At 40.1% G+C, this 20176-nt stretch carries 12 protein-coding genes; 2 read left to right on the top strand and 10 right to left on the bottom strand.

Annotation, left to right across the window (positions count from 1 at the left end; all coding sequences use genetic code 11):
* Window positions 1-15: 15 nt before the first annotated feature.
* The gene (locus tag H9565_RS10265; RefSeq protein WP_246560485.1) at window positions 16-3216 is read right to left on the bottom strand and encodes a SusC/RagA family TonB-linked outer membrane protein; all 3201 of its coding nucleotides are present in this window, start codon (window positions 3214-3216) and stop codon (window positions 16-18) included.
* Window positions 3217-3566: 350 nt separating this feature from the next.
* Here H9565_RS10265 and H9565_RS10260 point away from each other — a divergent pair, with 350 nt between their 5' ends.
* Together H9565_RS10260 and H9565_RS10255 are read left to right on the top strand one after the other, a co-directional pair.
* Window positions 3567-6878, top strand: a complete 3312-nt coding sequence (locus tag H9565_RS10260; protein WP_215439268.1) for a VCBS repeat-containing protein — start codon at window positions 3567-3569, stop codon at window positions 6876-6878.
* 86 nt (window positions 6879-6964) lie between these two features.
* Complete coding sequence (locus H9565_RS10255) at window positions 6965-8242, top strand: glycoside hydrolase family 117 protein (protein WP_215439266.1); 1278 nt, start codon at window positions 6965-6967, stop codon at window positions 8240-8242.
* 69 nt (window positions 8243-8311) lie between these two features.
* Here the strand turns inward: H9565_RS10255 and H9565_RS10250 are convergent, their stop codons facing one another.
* The 9 genes from H9565_RS10250 to H9565_RS10210 all read right to left on the bottom strand — a co-directional run bounded on the left by H9565_RS10250 (window position 8312) and on the right by H9565_RS10210 (window position 20157).
* Window positions 8312-10849 (bottom strand): glycoside hydrolase family 2 TIM barrel-domain containing protein, encoded by a 2538-nt coding sequence (locus H9565_RS10250; protein ID WP_215439264.1) that lies wholly within the window; start codon window positions 10847-10849, stop codon window positions 8312-8314.
* Between the two features lie 115 nt (window positions 10850-10964).
* Complete coding sequence (locus H9565_RS10245) at window positions 10965-11981, bottom strand: L-rhamnose/proton symporter RhaT (RefSeq protein WP_215439263.1); 1017 nt, start codon at window positions 11979-11981, stop codon at window positions 10965-10967.
* A gap of 59 nt (window positions 11982-12040) precedes the next feature.
* The gene (locus tag H9565_RS10240) at window positions 12041-13084 is read right to left on the bottom strand and encodes an aldose epimerase family protein (RefSeq protein ID WP_215439261.1); all 1044 of its coding nucleotides are present in this window, start codon (window positions 13082-13084) and stop codon (window positions 12041-12043) included.
* Window positions 13085-13115: 31 nt separating this feature from the next.
* Window positions 13116-14210, bottom strand: a complete 1095-nt coding sequence (locus H9565_RS10235; protein WP_215439260.1) for a mandelate racemase/muconate lactonizing enzyme family protein — start codon at window positions 14208-14210, stop codon at window positions 13116-13118.
* Window positions 14211-15665, bottom strand: a complete 1455-nt coding sequence (aldA, locus tag H9565_RS10230) for an aldehyde dehydrogenase (RefSeq protein ID WP_246560483.1) — start codon at window positions 15663-15665, stop codon at window positions 14211-14213.
* 4 nt (window positions 15666-15669) lie between these two features.
* The gene (locus H9565_RS10225; protein WP_215439258.1) at window positions 15670-17064 is read right to left on the bottom strand and encodes a sulfatase; all 1395 of its coding nucleotides are present in this window, start codon (window positions 17062-17064) and stop codon (window positions 15670-15672) included.
* Between the two features lie 42 nt (window positions 17065-17106).
* The gene (locus H9565_RS10220; protein WP_215439256.1) at window positions 17107-17877 is read right to left on the bottom strand and encodes an SDR family NAD(P)-dependent oxidoreductase; all 771 of its coding nucleotides are present in this window, start codon (window positions 17875-17877) and stop codon (window positions 17107-17109) included.
* Between the two features lie 24 nt (window positions 17878-17901).
* A complete protein-coding gene (locus H9565_RS10215) occupies window positions 17902-18918 on the bottom strand; it encodes a zinc-dependent alcohol dehydrogenase (RefSeq protein WP_215439254.1) in 1017 nt (338 codons plus the stop codon).
* Between the two features lie 15 nt (window positions 18919-18933).
* Entirely contained in the window at window positions 18934-20157 is a 1224-nt protein-coding gene (locus H9565_RS10210) for a glycoside hydrolase family 117 protein (RefSeq protein ID WP_215439252.1), read from the bottom strand.
* Window positions 20158-20176 lie beyond the last annotated feature (19 nt).

Genomic DNA, 20176 nt, shown 5'->3' with positions numbered 1-20176 from the left:
TTGCAATTTTATGTTTTATAATGAGATGTTAAGACCAAAAATGATCTGTCTTGGGGAAGGCCAAGTACCCAAATCCAAACCTCTATCTATATCACTAGAGAAGTTAGAATCAGGATCATTATACAAAGCTATTTCCGGATCAAGACCAGAGTAATCCGTTATAGTGAACAAATTTGTTCCCATAACATAGATTCTCATTTTAGTAAGGCTTGTCTTGTCCAATATGCGTTGCGGCACATTAAACCCTATCTGTGCATTCTGCAAGCGTATATAAGATGCATCTTCAACTAAATCTGAATGTGTATTCTGCTCAAAACTGGTCTGAGAAGAAGCTTTTGGCAATACTGCATCTGCATTGTTATCTAAATATGGGCTACCCCAAGATCTATATAAACGGTCTGCACTTTTCGGTCCTTGAAACAATCCGTATCTGGTAAAACGGTTATAGTAGTTAATAGCGTCATTACCTTGGCTCGTATATAAGCTTGCTCTAAAATCAAAACCTTTGTACTCCATTCCCAAGTTAAGACCCGCGGTGAAATCCGGATTTGGATTTCCTATAAAGGTTCTATCATCAGGAGTAATGTCACCACTACCATCGAAATCCCTAATCTTAAGATTACCCGGTTGATTGTAAGTACCATTTTCTGGATGGGCATCTGCTTCTGCTTGAGTCTGGAAAATACCATCTACAATATAGCCATAAAATTCCGGAAATGCTCTTCCTTGCTCTACTCTTGAATAGGTCTGAGCTCTTTGACTTCTACCTGTAATAAATTCATCTTCATTACCACTAAGTTTTTTAACAGTGTTCTTGTAGGTAGAGAAAATTACACCCACATTATATTTAAAGTCTCCTTCTTCAGAGCCACCTCCATTATAACTTAGTTCAATATCAACACCTTTGTTTTCCATGTCTCCAATATTTACACTTGGCGCCGTAGCAAAACCTTCTACTGCAGGAATAGCTATTGGGAACAACATGTCTTGCGTATCCTTTCTCCATAAGTCTACGGTAAGGTTTACATGAGTGAACAAAGTTGCATCAACAGCGAAGTTTGTTGAGGTTGTAGTTTCCCATTTTGCATCAGGATTACCGATTGCGGTAGACTGGAAACCTTGTTTAATAGTATTATCCGAACCACCAAGGCCGTAAAAAGAGCTTCCCAAATCAGAACCGAAGGTGCTAAAACCATTGTAATTTCCTATTTGATCGTTACCTGATTGTCCCCAACCTGCTCTAAGTTTTAAGTAATTTAACCAGCTGCTATCTGCCAAGAAGTTTTCTCTTGACACAACCCAACCACCGGATATTGCGGGGAAATTACCCCATCTATTATTGGCACCAAATCTAGATGATCCATCACGTCTTACCGTAGCTTCAACCATGTATTTATCATCATAAGAATAGTACAGTCTTGCGAAATATGAATTCAGTGCCCATGCAGCGGCTTGAGAACCGTTTGTTTGATTTTCCGAACCGGAACTCAACAAAAAGAAATCATCATCCGTAGAAATAAAACTTTCTCTCCCGGCACTAATTTGATCATAATTAAAACGGGTAGATTCCGTTCCTAACAACACATCTAAGTTGTGCTTATCGTTAAATGTTTTTGAATAGCTAAGCGTGTTGGTAAAGTTCCAAGTTAAATCATTACTCCTTGTTTCTGTAAGTGTATGACCTGTGGTACCATTGGTGTTTTCTGGATCAGCAAAACGTGGGTCATGATTAGCGAACCAATTCATATTATATCCTAAAAGCGTTTTAAACGTTAGGTTCTTAACTGGTTTTACTTCAACAAAAACATTACCTGTAACGTTCAACGTTGTACGTTTATCTTTTCGTTGTCTAAAATTATTTCCAACTGGGTTAGGACCATCATTTAATCCACCGCCAACAACACCTCCTGCAAAATTTCCAGCAACATCTCTCACAGGAATTAATGGGCTTGTTTCAATTATACTGTTAAAACCAACGGTATTACCTTTAGACTCACTAAGGGTAACCCCCAAACGTTCACCTATTTTCAACCAATCCTTTATTTCAGAATCTACGTTGGAACGAATTGCGTAACGGTTAAAAGAGTTATCACGTAAAACACCATCTTCCTTAAAGTAGTTTGCACTAAAGGCATATGTTGTTTTTTCTGAGCCACCCGAAACGGAAACTACAAAATCCTGTATTAATGCGGGTTGGTACAGTTCCTCCATCCAGTTTGTACCAGCTTTATTAGTTAAAGTAATGGGATATGTTCTTTCTTGGTACAAAGCCGGGTTCGTAGAAGGGTCTCCTATTGAAGCTCCGTTTGGAAATAAGTAATCATTTACCTGTGTAGCTCTAATATTATTAGGATCAAAACTAAAATGAGCGTGATTAGGAGTAATACCGTCATTAGTCTGTTCTAACCAAATCTGCTGACCTATTAAGTTAGGATCGGTAACAAATTCATAACCTGCTGTTGATGTACCCATACCGCTTCTTAAGCTTACATCTACTTTTGCCGGTTGCGCTTTTCTACCAGAGACCGTGGTTATAAGAATTACACCGTTTGCACCTCTTGAACCGTAAATAGCAGTTGAGGAAGCATCTTTAAGAACTTGCATAGATTGAATCTGGCTAGTTGGTGGTGGCGTTGCACCAAAAACCCCGTCAACAACATAGAGAGGACCGTTACCATTAATAGTACCTAAACCACGAATCCTTACCTGAGCATTCTGCCCTGGTCTAGCCGAAGCATTTACCGTTACACCAGCTGCACTACCTTGAAGTGCCCTTGTTGCATCGGCAGAAGCTTGTTGCTCTATGTAAGCCGTTTTTACGGTACTTACAGCACCAGTTACATCGGCCTTTTTTCTTGACCCATAACCAATAACAACAACCTCGTCCAACAATTGTGAGTCAGGTTGTAATTGCACGTTGATGCTAACGCCGGTTTCGGCAGTTACTTCTTTTGTGGTATATCCTGTGTAAGAAATGACCAGGACATCCCCAGACTTTGCGGCCAACGTAAAATTACCGTCAAAATCCGTTACAACACCATTGGTGGTGCCTTTTACTAAAACATTGGCACCGAACATGGGTTGATTAAGTTCATCGGTTATGGTTCCACTTACGTTGGAATCTTGTGCGTATCCCATAGAGACACAAGTCAACATAAGCCCAAACAGCAACCAATGCTTGCGTTTTGTTAGTTGTTTAAATAAACATTCTTTCATAATAATGTCTGTTTTTGTTAGTTAGTATTTTGATTAAACAACAGAAGATGCTCTGAAAATTTAGGATTTTCACTTTCAAAACTATCTTCTAATGAGGAATCAATAATTATTTGATCAAAGAAAGTATATTGTATTAGTTAGCAGTCGGTACTAATTGATCAAAATCGGGTAATTATAGGTCATATGGATTTTTATGACCTATAATTACCTAAGCATGGTCCTATTTTACCCGATTCATTAAACTTGTTTCCGTATTTTGACCCTTATATATAAAATTGGTAATGCTTCATTCGTACATAAAAGGTTGTTCAAATACAATCTTATTTCTATTGATTAGAAAATGGTCTTTAATGTTGGTATGCGTTCTATTTATCCTTTCCGCTTCTTGTAACAAATCAGTAGAGAAACCTATTGATAATGCTACTACTTTATTCACCTTGGTAACTTCTGAAAAATCAGGGATTGACTTTGCAAATACGCTTTCGGAAACGGCAGAGGAAAACCACTTGTTGAATGAAAACTTTGTTACCGGAGCTGGAGTGGCTATTGGGGATATTAATAATGATGGTCTTCCTGACATTTATTTTACCGGCAATCAAGTTCACGATAGACTTTACCTCAATAAAGGAAATATGGAGTTTGAGGATATTACCGAAAAAGCGGGTATTTTAAAAACAAATAGCTGGTCCACAGGAGTAACCTTTGCAGATGTAAATAGTGATGGGTTCCAGGACATCTATGTCTGTAAGAACGAACAAAAAAACAGGGATAAAAGCACCAATTTACTTTATATAAATTCCGGTAACGGTACATTTAAGGAAATGGCGGAGCACTATGGTGTAGATGATAAAGGATTTTCTATACAAGCTAGTTTTCTGGATTACGATAAAAACGGACTCATTGATCTTTACGTTATAAACCAGCCACCAGGCTATGGCAACAGACAAGGTGGTAAGAAAAGAAAAACGGGTACAAATCCAATGTACAGTGATAAGCTATACAGAAACCTAGGGCCTGATATTGGTTTTATTGAGGTCTCCCCCATGTCTAAAACTGAAAATTTGGCTTTTGGCCTTTCGGTAGCCGTTGGCGATCTTAATAATGATGGGTGGCAAGATATGTATGTTGCCAACGATTACAATGAACCAGATTTCTACTATGTAAACAATACAAAAGGAGCTTTCAAAGAAAGTCTAAAAACTCATTTTAAGCATATTTCAAATTTTAGCATGGGTACTGATATTGCCGATTTTGACAATGACGGTAATCTAGATATTATGGTATTGGATATGGTTGCTGAAGACCATAAGCGTATTAAGACCAATATGGGGGGCATGAACCCTAAAAATTTTTGGAATATTGTTGCAGAAGGTGGTCACTACCAATATATGTTCAATACGCTACAGAAAAACAATGGCAACGGGAGTTTTAGTGATGTTGCTCAGATGGCGGGAGTCTCCAATACTGATTGGAGTTGGGGGCCACTAATCGCCGATTTTGATAATGACGGACTAAAAGACCTGTTCGTTACCAATGGTATTAAACGCAATATGCGCAATAGCGATGTAAACAAAAAGTATGAACGCCTATTGGACAGCATTGATAATCTAGCCAAAAAAGAGAATAAAAAATTTGAAGAAGTGGTAGATGTACTGTCATTGGCCAAACTTGCTCCGGAAGACAAACTTCAAAATTATATCTATAAAAATAACGGAGATCTGACTTTTGAAAAACAAAACAAGAAATGGGGTTTTGAATTGGAGACTTTATCAAATGGAGCCGCTTATGCAGACCTTGACCAAGATGGCGATTTAGATTTGGTCGTAAATAACATTGATGAAAAAGCATTTATCTATGAAAACCACACGGTAGACAAGAACATGGCAAACTATCTTAGAATAAACCTTTTTCCTTCTACCCAAACCGAAGCTTTAGGCAGTAGAGTAGTTGTTTATAAAGATACTGACTCTTGGCAAACCATAGAAGTAACCAATGTAAGGGGGTATATGTCCAAAAGTGAAAATACAGTTCATTTTGGATTAGGTGAACTAATGAATGTTGAAAAAATACGCGTCCAATGGCCCAACGGTCAGGTGAGTGAACTAAAAAATATTCGGGCCAACCAAAGTTTGGATATTCATCAGAAAAACGAAGAGTTTGTAAATACCTCAAACATTTCCATTAAACCTATTTTTAAAGAAAACACCGTACAGACCAACTTAAAATACGAACATCAGGAAAATACGTTTGATGATTACCAAAAACAAGTACTCTTACCGCACAAAATGTCTCAATTTGGACCAACAATAGCTGTAGCTGATGTTAATTCAGACGGATTAGAAGATTTTTATGTTGGTGGTGCTTCGGGAAAAAGTGGAATGTTGTTCGTCCAGAATACCCGAGGTCAGTTTGATTCCATTCCACAAAAAGATTTTCTTATCGATAAAACATCCGAAGATTTAGGGAGCCTCTTTTTTGATATAGATAATGATGGAGATCAAGATCTATTTGTGGTCAGCGGGGGTTATGAATTTCAGGAAAACAGTAAACAGCTTCAAGACCGCCTATATCTTAATGACGGTACCGGATATTTTAGCAAAGATAAAAGCAGATTGCCAAAATACTTAGAAAGCGGCTCGCAAGTTATTTCGGCAGATTATGATAATGATGGAGATCTTGACCTTTTTGTGGCCGGCAGACAAATACCGGGCAAGTACCCTTCACCGGCCAACAGCATACTATTGGAGAACGACAATGGTTACTTAAAAAACGTTACCGAGGCAAAAGCTCCTGGTTTTATGAATTTGGGAATGGTAACCTCCGCTCAATGGGCACACATTAACGATGATGACAGATTGGATTTAATTGTTGTAGGTGAATGGATGCCCATTACAACCTTCCTACAAACCAAAAATGGAACTTTTGAACCCTCTGCTATAAAAGGTTTAGAAAAGACCAATGGATGGTATTACAGTGTTACCAAAGCTGATATGGATAATGATGGTGATGATGATTTTATTGTCGGCAATTTAGGGCTGAACTACAAATACAAAGCTACACCGGAACATCCTTTTCAAGTCCATAGCGCCGATTTTGATAAAAACGGAAAACAGGATATTGTTCTTAGTTATTTTGAAGAAGGCGAGGTTTACCCTATTCGCGGAAGGTCTTGCTCCGTAGAGCAAATTCCCGAATTGGATGCCAAATTCCCAACATTTGAATCTTTTGGAGATTCAGATTTAAAGGACATTTATGGAGACCAACTCAATGATGCCCTTCATTTATCCGCATATACCTTTGCTTCCTATTATATTGAAAATATAGACGGAAAATCCTTTACACTGCACGAACTTCCCAAATTGGCACAGGTTTCTAGTATTAATAGCATCTTAGCTGAAGATTTTGATAAAGATGGTCATAAAGACCTTCTAATTGCCGGAAATCTATTTACTTCCGAAATTGAAACCACAAGGAATGATGCCGGTATAGGTCTCTTCCTAAAAGGCAACGGCAAAGGAGATTTTTTTCCTATGACAACTGCCCAAAGTGGATTTTATGCCCCATTTGATGTCAAAAACATGAAAATTATTAAGAAAAAGGGCAAATCCAATATTCTAATTGGTAATAACGACCATTACCTTCAGCTTGTGGAGTACAACTAATAGTGACAAGTCAGGTTTAGACCAAAAACTCAACAGTTACCCCAAAAAATAAACGCAACAATTAATAACCAAACCCACTCCAAAAAATGAAAAAAACACTGTTAAGTATAGTGTCACTAACCGTATTAATATCATGTAATCAAAAAGAGCAAGAGTCCAAAAGTAAGCCCGTAGAACAAGATATAGTTCAAAAAGATTTTCCTTACGGTAATGTGCCCCGTGAGAAGCCGGACAGAAATCTAAGTTCTGCTTTTGAACGAATTTATGATGGTACCTATGGCGGGCTGGAAGTAAGCTCTAACGAACTTTTTTCAAACTTTAAATACACGCCTTTAAAAGGCTTTGATTACCACGGTCATGATGGCACGGTGTCCAGAAGAGATGCCAGCAAAATAGTAAAGGTTGATGACACCTATTATTTCTGGTATACCCACCGTGAGACCAGTGTCCCTCCCAATGAAAATGGCGGAAACGATACCATTCCTTCACGGGACTGGGATCTATCCGAAATATGGTATGCCACAAGTAAAGATGGTTTTACTTGGGAAGAACAAGGTGTAGCCGTTCCCAGAACCGAAAAACCAAACCCAGGTTGGCGTTCCGTCTCAACACCTGATATTTTAATCTATAAAGGTAAATACTATTTGTATTATCAGGCATACTTAAATATGCCAGGAGGCCCAGGCACTAAAGGAGATGATTGCCCCGTAGCGGCCTCTGTCTCCGATTCGCCAAATGGTCCATGGACACCTTCCAATAAAGTGGTTCTGGACAACGGACCCGAAGGCTCATGGGACCAGTACGTAATACATGACCCCTACCCTCTAGTACGGGATGGAAAAATTTATATTTACTACAAAGGTGAGATGGGGGGTGACCCCAAAGTACGTGCACAAGGTTTAGCCATTTCAGAAGACCCTTTTGGTCCGTTTGAAAAACACCCGTTAAACCCGGTAATAAACTCCGGTCACGAAACGGCTCTTTTCCCTTTTAAAGAAGGATTGGCGGCATTGGTGAGCCGCCATGGTCTAGAGCACAATACCATACAGTACGCAGAGGACGGTGTTAATTTTGAGGTGGCTGCCATTACCGGATTAATGCCCATTGCCCCTGGCCCCTATGTTCCAGATGCCTTTACCGACACCAAAGATGGTCGAGGGATTTCCTGGGGCCTCTGCCATTTTAGGAATGTAGGGAAAGCTGAAGGTAAAAGCCATAGCTTTTTTGCAAGGTTTGATTGTGACCTAAGCTTAGATGTAGATGACCCACAGATGAAAGAAACCGATATTTTTAATCACCCTGAAATCTACTTTCAATTTGGTCTTTCAGAAGAGCAATTAAACCGAATTAAACAGACTAATTAGAGTGACTCCTTAAATTGAAAAGCCCAATTTCCTAGGAAATTGGGCTTTTGTTTTTATCGTCTTTCTCTATTATTTATCAGCTTTTATTTTCAATATGAATTGGCCTGTTTTTAAACCTTCCGATTCTGCATTAACCGTAATATTACCCGAATTGAGATTGGATTGAAGGAGAAGCAAACAACGACCTTTATCCGTTGTAATTTGGGTAGATTGGTAATCCTGAACATTCCTGGCAGAACCATTATCCCCACCCAATACTTTTGCGTCTCCAGTAACGGAAAAAGAAATTTTGGCGTTAAGATGCCTCACGGGATTTCCCTTACTATCCACAATTTGCGCTACTACGTGAGCTACATCGTACCCATTGGCAGATAATTCACTTTTATCTACAGAAAGTTCTATGGCGTATGGAGCTTCAGCAGTTTGCATCCGTGCTTGGGACTCTACTTTTTTTCCATCAATATATCCCTCCGCCCTAAGTTCTCCAGCACTAAAAGGAACGGCCCACTTGTAAATATGGTCGTCAAAGTCGGCTAGTTTTTTTCTTCCCAGTGAAGTATCGTTTAAAAACAATTCTACTTCATCACAGTTGGAATATATTTCTACAACCGTAAGTTCGTTAGAATCATAATTCCAATATTCATTACTTTCGTGCCAAAACCACAGCGCCTTTTCCCACCCGTTTTCTTTCTTTTCTATGGGTTCTCCGGCTTTGTTCAATTTATAAATAGATTTCTCCAAAGACTGCGATGTCATGTGTAAATGTGGAGCATTGTTCCATAAAGTTTTCATCATGTGGTATGATGTTTTTTCAAAACCAGCCTGATCTAGCAACCCACTCTGAGTTCCCTTTTTAGGCCAACCTCCATTGGATTCTCCCATATAATCTATTCCCGTCCATAAAAATAGTCCAGAAATAAACGGACGTTCCATTACTGCCTTCCATTCATGCCATTGGGGAAGGTTCTCCGTTCCCATAATAACTTTGTTTGGATAATTTCTGTGACCATAATCATAGATTACCCTTCGGTAACTATAGCCTACTACATCCAGAGCATCGGCATAACCGGATAAATGACTCGCTGAAGGTAAGATACAATTGGCCGTTACATAACGTGTAGTATCCAGCTCTTTTGTCCATTTTGCTAATTTTTTCGCGGTTTCTCCTATATCGTATTTCCCCTTGGGCAAAGTATTCAATTTTTCCTTTATCTGCTCTACGGAGAACGGTGGTTCCGAAAAGAAGTAATTGCCCTGCCATCCCATATTGTTAAAAAAACCGGTGGCGTCCGCATTTCTAGGATAGGTCCACTCTATCTCATTCCCAATGCTCCATTGTATGATACTAGGATGATTTCTATGTGCTAAAACGGTATTGGTCAAGTCCTTTTTGGCCCACTCTTGAAAATGCTCTGTATACCCCCTAGTTATAGCATCTACACTCTGCTCATTCATGTTTTTTCTTTTGTCCTTTGGATTATCCCATTCGTCAAAGAACTCATCCTGTACCAAAAAGCCCATTTCATCACATAAATTCAAAAACGCCTCCGAACCGGGATTGTGTGAAATACGGATAGCGTTACACCCTGCTTCTTTTAATTTGCCCAAACGTCTTCTCCATACATCATCGGGAACAGCTGCACCTACTAAACCTCCATCATGGTGCAGGCAAACCCCTTTAATTTTTCTATTCTTACCGTTAAGAAAAAAGCCCTCATTAGGGTCAAAACGTATGGACCGTACGCCAAAATTAGTTTCTTGTTGATCCACAACTTCTCCGTCATAAATAATAGAGGTTACAGCTTTGTAGAGAAAAGGAGCATCAATATCCCACAAAACAGGATTTTCAATGACAGCGGATTGCCCTTGAACAAATTGTTCATTTCCATCAACAGTTATTAGGCCGATTTCAGTACTGACCTTTTGACCTGTTTGATTGTAAATTTCCGTTCGTAGTTCCGCTTTTTTACCTTCGGAAAAATCATTCTTAATTGAGACCGAAACAGATACTTGGGCTTTCCCTGCTTCTATTTTTGGAGTAGTCACAAACACGCCCCAAACCGGTATATGCAACTTGTTCTTCACCAAAAGTTTTACATCTCTGTAAATTCCCGAGCCGGTATACCAGCGACTATCCGCATAGCGAGTTCTATCTACATTTACCTCTATAATATTCGAATCTTTTTCTGAATTCAAATATGGGGAAATATCATAGTAAAACGGAGAATATCCGTAGGGGTGTTCCCCTACCTTTTTTCCATTTAATGAAACCTCAGAATTATTATAAACCCCGTCAAACAAAACATAGGCCTTTTCATCGGGCTTAAGCCGAAGAGGGAATTTTTTACGGTAGGTTCCCGTACCACCGGGGAGATAACCCGTAGCACCTTCTCCGTTTATAGAATCAAAAGAGGCCTCTACGCTCCAATCGTGAGGAAGCCTCACATCCTTCCAATCGGCCGTTTGCCCGTTTATATCAACCAAGCGAAATTCCCAATCAAAATTAAAATCGGTTATGGTGTGAGGTGAAGCTTCAGTTGATACTTGCTCATTACATGCCAGCAACGGGAAAACCATACCTACTAAATAGAAAAAGTATTTTTTCATATGTAATTCTTATGATAAAAAACAGTACTAAAAAAAAGTCCGATTGAACAGGAATAGAAACAACCGGACTTACTACTAAAAACAATATTTTCAACTGCCTAAACCAAACTATTTTCTATCCCAAGCCATTGGCATAAGCAACAATTACAATTCCTGCAATCATACAACCAAGGCCTCCGTACAATAAGTTCCTTGCTTTAGGCGAGGCACTCACCCACTCTTTAGTGACCAAACCACTAACAATTGCCGTGGCCACAGATGCCGTATTAAATATAGCGTAGCCTACGGTATTACCAGAAGCTCCAAGTTTAAAAGCAGCGTATGCAAATAATGCAGATGCGGCATAATGGAATACGGCCATAATTAAAATAAGGAACAGGTTTTTGCCAAACGCAGGTGTCTTAAAATCTCCCCAAGCCTTTTTGGCATTAAGTTGCCATAGAAAATAGGCCGTCATAACAATACCCCCACTAATAAAAATAGGGAACATAACCGCTACGGCAGTAATCCAATCGGCATTGCCTTGCGCTACACTTGCTTCGTGCAAATAAGGTCTACCGGCAGCATTGGCATAACTGAAGCCTGTAGCCAATAATCCGCCCACAATAGCAATCATAATTCCCGTAACCATAGATCCTTTGGCCGGAGTGCCCTCAGATGCCATTTTTGCTTCATCTTTTTCACGGGTAAGACCAGCTTTACCATTTAAGATAACTCCCAATAATACCACTAAGATACCTGCCAAAATATAGGTCAACACGTTGGAAGGTGGTAGTCCATCCTCTATGAAAGGTAGTAGGGAACCTACCAAAATAATAGTCCCGATAAAAATGGAAAAACCAAGGGAAAGCCCAATATGGTTAATAGCCTTACTCCACATCATAACCCCTATACCCCAAAGAAAACTGGTAAGTCCCATTTTTACCCAAATATCCGTTGGCATGTTTCCAAAAATCTCCCCAAACCCCTGAATTAAGGTGACAGAGGCAATAATAGGAACAACGAACATCGTTAAGAGAAAAAAGAGACTCCATGTATTTTCATACTTAAAGCCCTTTGTGAACTTTTCAGGAAGGGCATAAAGGCCCAACATCAATCCAGCGAAAATCGCCAATAATACTCCTTCAGTCATAATTTGAATATTTAATTAAGACCCGACTTACGCTTACTGTAAACGGGACCATTTTTTATTTACCAGTTGAATTTGAAAATAGTGGTGCTGTCATAAGATTCCCCCGCCCTTAATATACTTTTGGGAGCATCCGGAATATTCATACCATTGGGATAGCGGTGCGTTTCACAACAGAAACCACGGTATTTTCCATACTGAAGCCCAGATTCACGTTTTAGTTCATCAGAAGTATATTTGCCCGTATACAATAACATTCCCGGTTCCGATGTAAAAACTTCCATGGAACGCCCACTTTTAGGCTCCTTAATTTCCGCCACTTTATCAAGCTTAAATCCTTTGTCCTCAAACAGATAAAAATGTTCAAAACCATCACCCATGGCATCATGAACCTCTTTTATAGTTTTTTCGGACCGTAAATCATCGGCTTTACCATCTACCGAAACGTTTTCTCCCGTGGCAGCGCCCGTCTCATCCCACACTTGTTTGCGATCTGAGTTTACCATAACCGAATGACCTTCAATATTTTCAGAAAATCCCGAAAGATTGAAGTACGTGTGATTGGTTATCGTAAAAGGCGTGTCTTGGTCACTTATGGCCCCGTACTCTATTTTAAGCTCATTATCATCGGTTAATGAAAAAGTTACCTTTACCGTAACATTACCTGGAAAACCTTCCTCTAGATGCTCACTTTTCAGTTCCATTTCAATTCGTGCCGCATCATTGGAGAAAGAATTTACTTGCCACACTTTTTTATCAAAACCAACTTTACCACCGTGAAGGTTATTGTTCCCAACAATTTTTGCCAACTCATATTCCTTTCCGTTCAGAGAAAACTTGGCATCTTTTATTTGAGAACAATAACGACCTACCGTACCTCCAAAGTAAGGAGCGTTTGCTTTATACGCATCAGAAAAATAACCGTTGAACGAATCAAAACCACAAACAATTTCTTCTGTACTACCCTCTTTTTGAGGTAAAAGAATTGAAGTAATGGTAGCACCGTAATTAGAAATTTTTACAGTTAACCCATTATCGTTTTCCAATGTGTATTGGTGAATCGTTTCTCCGTCCAATACACCAAAATCCGTTTGTGTTGTTTTCATTATCGTAAGCGTTTTGATGTATTAATAGCTATTATTTAGATTGATATGGAGCTAGTTTCTCCCAATCAAACTCCACTCCCGTTCCCGGTGAATCCGGTGCTACGGCAAGATGGTTCTCAACAACTAAAGGCCTCTTGGTATATTGGTCAATAGGAAAACTGTGCACCTCTAACCAGCCCGAATTAGGCTGTGCGGATACCAAACTTACGTGTAGCTCCTGCATACCGTGAGAACATGCCGGAATATTGTGCTTATCGGCTAATCTTGCTGCGGCCAACCAACCTGTGATTCCACCACAATTGGAAGCATCCGGTTGTACAAAAGATAGTTTTGCTTGGTCCATGGCATATTCAAATTCATGAATAGTGTGTAAGTTCTCGCCCATAGCCAACGGAAAGCCCGTGGCATCTGCAATTTGAGAGAACCCCATGTAATTATCAGGTATAATAGGCTCTTCAAACCATGTAATATCGTATTCTTTAAAGCGATTGATAGCTTCAATGGCTTTGTCTACGGTCATGGAATAATTGGCATCTACCATAAACGTTACATCTGGACCAATAAATTCACGCACTGCTTTGATGCGCTCAATATCCTCATCTAGGTTTTCACGACCTATTTTAATCTTGACCGCGTTAAAACCTGCGGCCAAATATCCTTCCATATTCTTCAAAAGCTTAGGAATAGGGAACTGTAAATCTATTCCACCACAATAGGCTTTGCACGTATTTCCAGCACCACCGGCCATTTGCCAAAGTGGTTTTTCTGCTTTTTTACAGCGAATGTCCCACAAAGCAATATCAATTGTAGAAACAGCAAAAGAAACTATTCCACCGCGGCCTACATAATGCATGTGCCATTCTAGGAAATCATAAATTCCTTCTACATCCGTACCGTCCTTACCTATCAATGCCGGAGCTATATCATGGTCTACCATGGCTTTAATAGCGTTTCCGCCTTTTCCACCTGTATACGTGTAGCCCGTACCTGTACTTCCATCCTCTAAAGTAATGGTGGAGGTAACCAGTTCAAAATGCGTGTGGTCTCCGTGTTTGGCATCGTTCATGACTTCCGGTAGCGGAACCCTGAACAACTTACAATCAACCGATTTGATACTTGTGCTCATCTATGCCTTGTGTCTAATGTAAAATGTCTTTTTCTCCATGTATTGCTCAAAGCCATACTTACCATCTTCACCACCAGAACCACTTAATTTGTAGCCGTTATGGAACCCTTGGTGTTGCTCTCCATGACCTCTGTTTACGTATATTTCGCCGTACTCAAGTTCATCGTTACATTTCATGATCGTATTCATATCATTGGTAAACACCATAGCCGCAAGACCGTATTCGCAGTCATTGGCATATCCAACCACTTCTTCAAAAGTTTTGAATTTCAATACGGGTAGGATAGGTCCAAAAGACTCTTCATGAACAATGGTCATATCTTGCGTTACGTTGGTCAAAACGGTTGGTTCAAACCAATATCCTTTTTCAAAAGCACTTCCTTCCGGTTTTTTACCTCCGGTAGCCAAAGTAGCTCCTTCTTCAAGGCTTACCGCTACCAAATGCTCCATATGCTTTAATTCCGAGGCGTTTACTTTAGGTCCCATGTCCGTATCCTCCAACATTGGATCTCCCACTTTTATGGCCTTTGTTTTAGCTAGGAATTTTTCCATGAACGTATCATAAATATCTTCATGCACATACATTCTTTCGTTACAGGTGCAAACTTGTCCACAGTTGTCAAAACGGGAATGTAATGCTGAATCTACAGCAGCATCAATATCCGCATCTTCAAAAACAATAAATGGTGCTTTACCTCCCAGTTCCAATTGAACGTGGGTCAGGTTTTCCGCAGCATTTCTTGCAATAGCCTGCCCCACAGGAGTAGACCCGGTCATTGTTACCATCTTGGTAATAGGACTTTCAACAAGTGCATTACCCATAGCCCTACCCGGACCGGTCAAAATATTGATAACGCCATCTGGAATACCCACTTTTTTAGCCAAATTACCCAACTCAAGTGTTGCTAGCGGTGTTTCTGAAGTTGGCTTGATAACGATAGTATTTCCTGCAACCAAAGCTGGTCCTAACTTACGTCCTGCCAATGCTAACGGAAAGTTCCAAGCCGTTATGGCAACCACTACCCCACGAGGTATTTTTTGAATCCAGATTTGCTCATTTGGATTATCCGAAGGAACAATATCCCCTTCAATTCTTCTTGCTCCTTCGCAGGCATACTCAATAAACGAGGCCGTAACGGCAACTTCGCCCTTTGCTACTTTCAACAACTTTCCTTGCTCCTTTACCAAAAGCTCCGCCAAGAAATCTGAATTAGCCTTTATCTCATCTGCCAATTTGTACAATAACTCCGCACGTGAACGCGCCGGTAGTTTTTTCCACTCCTTTTGAGCTTTATCCGCTGCAAGAAGTGCTTGTTGCGCCTCTTCTACGGTTCCGTTTTGAACCCGTGCTACAATTTCCTCTGTAGAGGGGTTTACAATGTCAATGGTTTCTCCAGACGTAGATGTCACCCATTTTCCGTCTATAAATAGTTGGTATTCTTTAATTGCTGACATGATGTTATGATTTATGTTTTCTATATGTGTCCATTCTTGTTGCTGCTTTGCCCTCAAACCTTCTTTCGAGTTGCCAAAGCGGTCGTTCTAAAGTAAGTTCCCAATCAAAAAGCATTTTGTAAAGTTCCCGTACTTTCTCAGGGTACTCCGTGGCCAAATCGTTAACCTCGGAGATATCCTCTTTAATATTATAAAGTTCTGCAGGACGATCAGGAAAGCGTACCAATTTCCAGTTGTTATGCCTAATAGCTCCTCTAGCCTCTTTCTTCCAATACAGGGTCTCATGAGGTTTTCCCGTTTTGGTATCCGTTAGAAACGGAATTAGGTCCACACCGTCCAAACCTTTAATATCACTTACATTACCACCAGCTGCAGTAACAAAAGTTGGCAGTAAATCTAGTGTACTGATTGGGTTGTCATAAACGGTATTTGGCTTTAATTTACCCCGCCATGACATTAAAAAAGGAACGCGAATGCCACCTTCTAAATGGTTTGCTTTGGTACCACTTAACGGATGGTTAGAGGATTCGTTTGCATCAGACGGTCCGCCATTATCATTTGTAAAAACAATAAGGGTATTTTTATCCAGCCCCAATTCCTTAATTCGGTTTAAAACTTTGCCACAGGCTTTATCCATAGCTATAGCCATAGCCGCCAATGTTTTTCTCTTACCCGTTAGGTCCTGAACCTTTACCAAATCTTCTTCCTTTGCCTCCATTGGGGTGTGTACCGCGTTGAAGGACAAATAGATAAAGAAGGGATTTTTTTGGTTCCTTTCCATAAATGAAATAGCCTCATCTGCTAATCCATCCGTTAGGTAACCTTCATATTCTTCATACTCCCCAAAACCTCTTTCTAACCTATCCTCATTTCTTTTAAGTTGATTTTCCGTTCCGTAAGGCATATAACTTCTTGCGCCTCCGCGGAAACCGTAAAACTCATCAAAACCTCTTTTAGTAGGGTGAAACCGGTCTGCATTGCCTTGATGCCACTTGCCGAACAAGGCTGTTTTGTAGCCTTGCTCTTTAAGGTAATCTGCCACAGTCTTTTGATCCAGCGGAAGCCCCATATCATCTCCGGTGAGTCCGCTTTTACTCATAAGACCAGGAACATTGTTCTCTTCAAACCCGAATTTCTGCTGATATTTTCCTGTCAGCAGTCCCGCTCGTGAGGGACCACATACGGCCGCAGAAACATATGCTTGGGTAAAACGCACCGAATTTTTAGCGAATTTATCAAGTTCAGGGGTCTTAAATTCTTTGCTTCCCTGAAACCCAAAATCTGCGTAACCAGCATCATCCGATAGTATAAAAACTATGTTCGGTTTGTCTTGCGCCCAGCCATTTAGAAGCATAAAAAGGGACGCAAAGAGCAAGAAAACCTGTCTAGGCAATTTCATTTTCCGTATTTATTATTGGATCTTTTCTTCTTCTTGAGTTGATTATCTACCCATCCAACCGCCGTCTACCAGCATGGTAACACCGCTCATATAAGCTGCTGCATCTGAACTTAAAAAGACTATGGGTCCTGCAAAATCTTCTGGCTTGCCCCATCTACCCGCAGGTATTCTAGACAAGATAGATGCAGACCTATCCGGATCATTTCTTAGTGCCTCAGTATTATCCGTACTGATGTAACCTGGCGCTATAGCATTTACATTAACACCTTTACCTGCCCATTCATTGGCGAAAGCCATGGTCATTTGGCCAATTGCCCCTTTACTAGCGGCATAACCAGGTACTGTAATACCTCCTTGGAACGTTAACAATGAAGCTGTAAAAATAATCTTACCTTCACCGCGAGCTACCATTTCTTTACCTATTTCACGAGTTAAAACGAATTGTGCAGTTTGGTTGATTTCAATAACCTTATCCCAGTATTCATCAGAATGCTCAACTGCAGGGGCACGAAGAATAGTACCTGCGTTGTTGACAAGAATATCAATTTTAGGGAAATCATTTTTCACCTCTTTTATAAACTCGTACAATGATTCCCTATTACTGAAATCGCACGTATAGGCCTTAAACTTTCTTCCGGTAGCTTCTACTTCTTGCTCTACCATGCTTCCATGCTTCTCCAAAGAAGCACTCACACCAATAATATCTGCACCGGCTTCTGCCAATGCTACGGCCATAGCCTTACCAATACCTCTTTTACAACCTGTTACTAAAGCTGTTTTACCTTTTAGGCTAAATTGATTTAATGTGCTCATTTTCTTATGCGTTGATTCTCTTAATTATTGTTGACAGTCCATTAGTACTTTCATACCGTCAGGATTATTATCTATGTTCTCAAAAACTTGTTGAATATTGGTCAGCGGCTGTACGTCCGTTATCATATCTTCAAAAGGAAGTTTATTCTCCGTTATAAGCTGAATGGATTTCTCGTAATCTTCTTTCTCGTAAACTCGGGCCCCAATCAAACTAAGCTCTTTCCAGAAAAATTTGAAAAGGTCCACTGGCTTCTTCTCTCCGTGAATAGCTACCATCAATATTCTACCACGAATACCGGCTACCTCGCACATAATATCCAAAGCGGGCTGTACACCTGCAACTTCAAAAACCACATCTGCACGGCGATTATCGGTTTGCTCCTTAACATATTCAACCAAATCCACTTTCATAGGATTTACGGCATGTAACCCCATAGACTCAGCTTTGGCAATACGTTTTTCGTTTACTTCCGAAATAATAACATTTGCCCCTACATCTTTGGCCACCATAGCCACCAAAAGACCTATTGGTCCGCCACCCAGAACAACTGCAGTTTCCCCTGCAACCAATCCACTTCTACGAACATCATGCGTAGCAACCGATAATGGCTCTATTAATGCGGCCAATTTTAAATCGGTTTCCGCTTTTAGTTTATGAAGTACAAATGAAGGTACATTCCAATATTGTTGCATAGAACCCGGACTATCAATACCAATGAATTTTAATTCTTCACAAATATGATTGAATCCTTTATCAGAAGCCTTAACCTTACGATCATCCAAAGGACGAACAACTACCTTGTCCCCCACTTCAAAACCTTCTACTCCTTCTCCCACAGCATCAATAACGCCGGACATCTCATGACCAATGGTCTGAGGCATGGAAACCCTTTTATCCATCATACCATGATAGATGTGCACATCCGTACCACAAACCCCTGAGTAAGCCACTTTGATCCTAACATCACCTTTTACAGGTTCTTCAATCTCCTTTTCTACTACAGAAAACGTTTTGTTTCCTTTATAAACTGTTGCTTTCATTAACTATATTCTCTATTATTTAGATTCGCCTTTTGCTGTGTGAGACGTTTTTCTCTCTGAAGAAAACCGCATTATACTTTGATAATCACTATTATTATAAACGTGTGTTAAACCCCATCGTAAAATTTCTGTAGGTTCTTTTTCAACATCTGCCGTCCTGTTCAAACCAATGGCATGTGCATTAACTCCCGGAATTACAGATTTAATTTCAAAATTGATACCGTCCGGTGCCCACTGGAGGGTGTTTTTTTCCGGACCGTCAGTAGTTATCAAAGATGCTATACCGCCATTGTAAGGCCATACACAGATTTCATGACCACTATTACTGATCGGGTTATAAGGTGATTTTACATACGGCCCTTTAGGATTATCCGCTATTGCCACCCCATGACGAATTTGTCTTCCACCAAAAGTAATTTCCTCACCCATTTGCTCTCCTTTGTAGTACAAATAGAATTTTCCTTTATACGGTAGAATACAAGGATCATGAACTTTATGACTATCAAAATCTCCCTTTTTCTCAACTAAATGGCGGTTTTGCTCCTCACCTTTCCAAATTCCATTATCCGCAGGGCTCAAAATAGGCTCTTCGCTTTTGGTCCATGGTCCGTTTGGTGAATCTGCCCAAGCCAGGCCTACTTGATTCTTTACCCGAACATTATATGGGGATTTTACCGTTTGATAGCAGAGGTAATATTTATCTTCCCATTTCATAATCTCTACCGTAAAGACAGAACGGTCATCATAAGCGCCCTTTTCACCTCTAGTAACTGCAGGACCTTCTTCTTTCCACGTCCACCCATCTTCAGAAGTTGCATACCAAATATCGCAACGGTCCCAAGGAAACACTTTTTCCGTTTCAATATCACCACCAAAACCTTGGGTTGGACCCGTACTTTTCGTATACCAAACGTAATACTTGCCGTCTTCCTTAATAATAGCACTTGGATCACGACGAACAACACCCTCTTCATAAGCCAAATCCCCTTTTAAAGGTTGAAGTGGACCAAACTGAATAAACCATTCATTACCCAAATCCGTTGGCCACTTTAAAGCTCTTTTTGATGCTGCACTTAAATGGTTTGTGTCCGTTATACCAAGATGGTCTATTTGTTCTGCGGTAAAAGTTACCTTATCATCACAATCTGTGGTAGATTTCATTTCATTAGATGTTTTGGGAGAGTTGCAGGCCGAAACTAGCACCGCAGCAAGAATTAAAAAATGTGAGTATTTGTTCATGATTATCGGTTACTTGATC

This window comes from Zobellia russellii (assembly GCF_018728565.1).
Taxonomy (GTDB): Bacteria; Bacteroidota; Bacteroidia; order Flavobacteriales; family Flavobacteriaceae; genus Zobellia; species Zobellia russellii.
Note: the sequence above shows the minus strand (reverse complement) of the source record. Positions and strands in the feature narration are given on the sequence as shown.

Excerpts from the sequence above, each read along its gene's own strand:
- H9565_RS10250 (WP_215439264.1), bottom strand. The coding sequence starts at position 10,849 with ATGAAAAAATACTTTTTCTATTTAGTAGGTATGGTTTTCCCGTTGCTG.
- H9565_RS10220 (WP_215439256.1), bottom strand. The coding sequence starts at position 17,877 with ATGAGCACATTAAATCAATTTAGCCTAAAAGGTAAAACAGCTTTAGTA.
- H9565_RS10225 (WP_215439258.1), bottom strand. The coding sequence starts at position 17,064 with ATGAAATTGCCTAGACAGGTTTTCTTGCTCTTTGCGTCCCTTTTTATG.
- H9565_RS10215 (WP_215439254.1), bottom strand. The coding sequence starts at position 18,918 with ATGAAAGCAACAGTTTATAAAGGAAACAAAACGTTTTCTGTAGTAGAA.
- aldA (WP_246560483.1), bottom strand. The coding sequence starts at position 15,665 with ATGTCAGCAATTAAAGAATACCAACTATTTATAGACGGAAAATGGGTG.
- H9565_RS10260 (WP_215439268.1), top strand. The coding sequence starts at position 3,567 with ATGTTGGTATGCGTTCTATTTATCCTTTCCGCTTCTTGTAACAAATCA.
- H9565_RS10210 (WP_215439252.1), bottom strand. The coding sequence starts at position 20,157 with ATGAACAAATACTCACATTTTTTAATTCTTGCTGCGGTGCTAGTTTCG.
- H9565_RS10265 (WP_246560485.1), bottom strand. The coding sequence starts at position 3,216 with ATGAAAGAATGTTTATTTAAACAACTAACAAAACGCAAGCATTGGTTG.
- H9565_RS10235 (WP_215439260.1), bottom strand. The coding sequence starts at position 14,210 with ATGAGCACAAGTATCAAATCGGTTGATTGTAAGTTGTTCAGGGTTCCG.
- H9565_RS10245 (WP_215439263.1), bottom strand. The coding sequence starts at position 11,981 with ATGACTGAAGGAGTATTATTGGCGATTTTCGCTGGATTGATGTTGGGC.
- H9565_RS10240 (WP_215439261.1), bottom strand. The coding sequence starts at position 13,084 with ATGAAAACAACACAAACGGATTTTGGTGTATTGGACGGAGAAACGATT.
- H9565_RS10255 (WP_215439266.1), top strand. The coding sequence starts at position 6,965 with ATGAAAAAAACACTGTTAAGTATAGTGTCACTAACCGTATTAATATCA.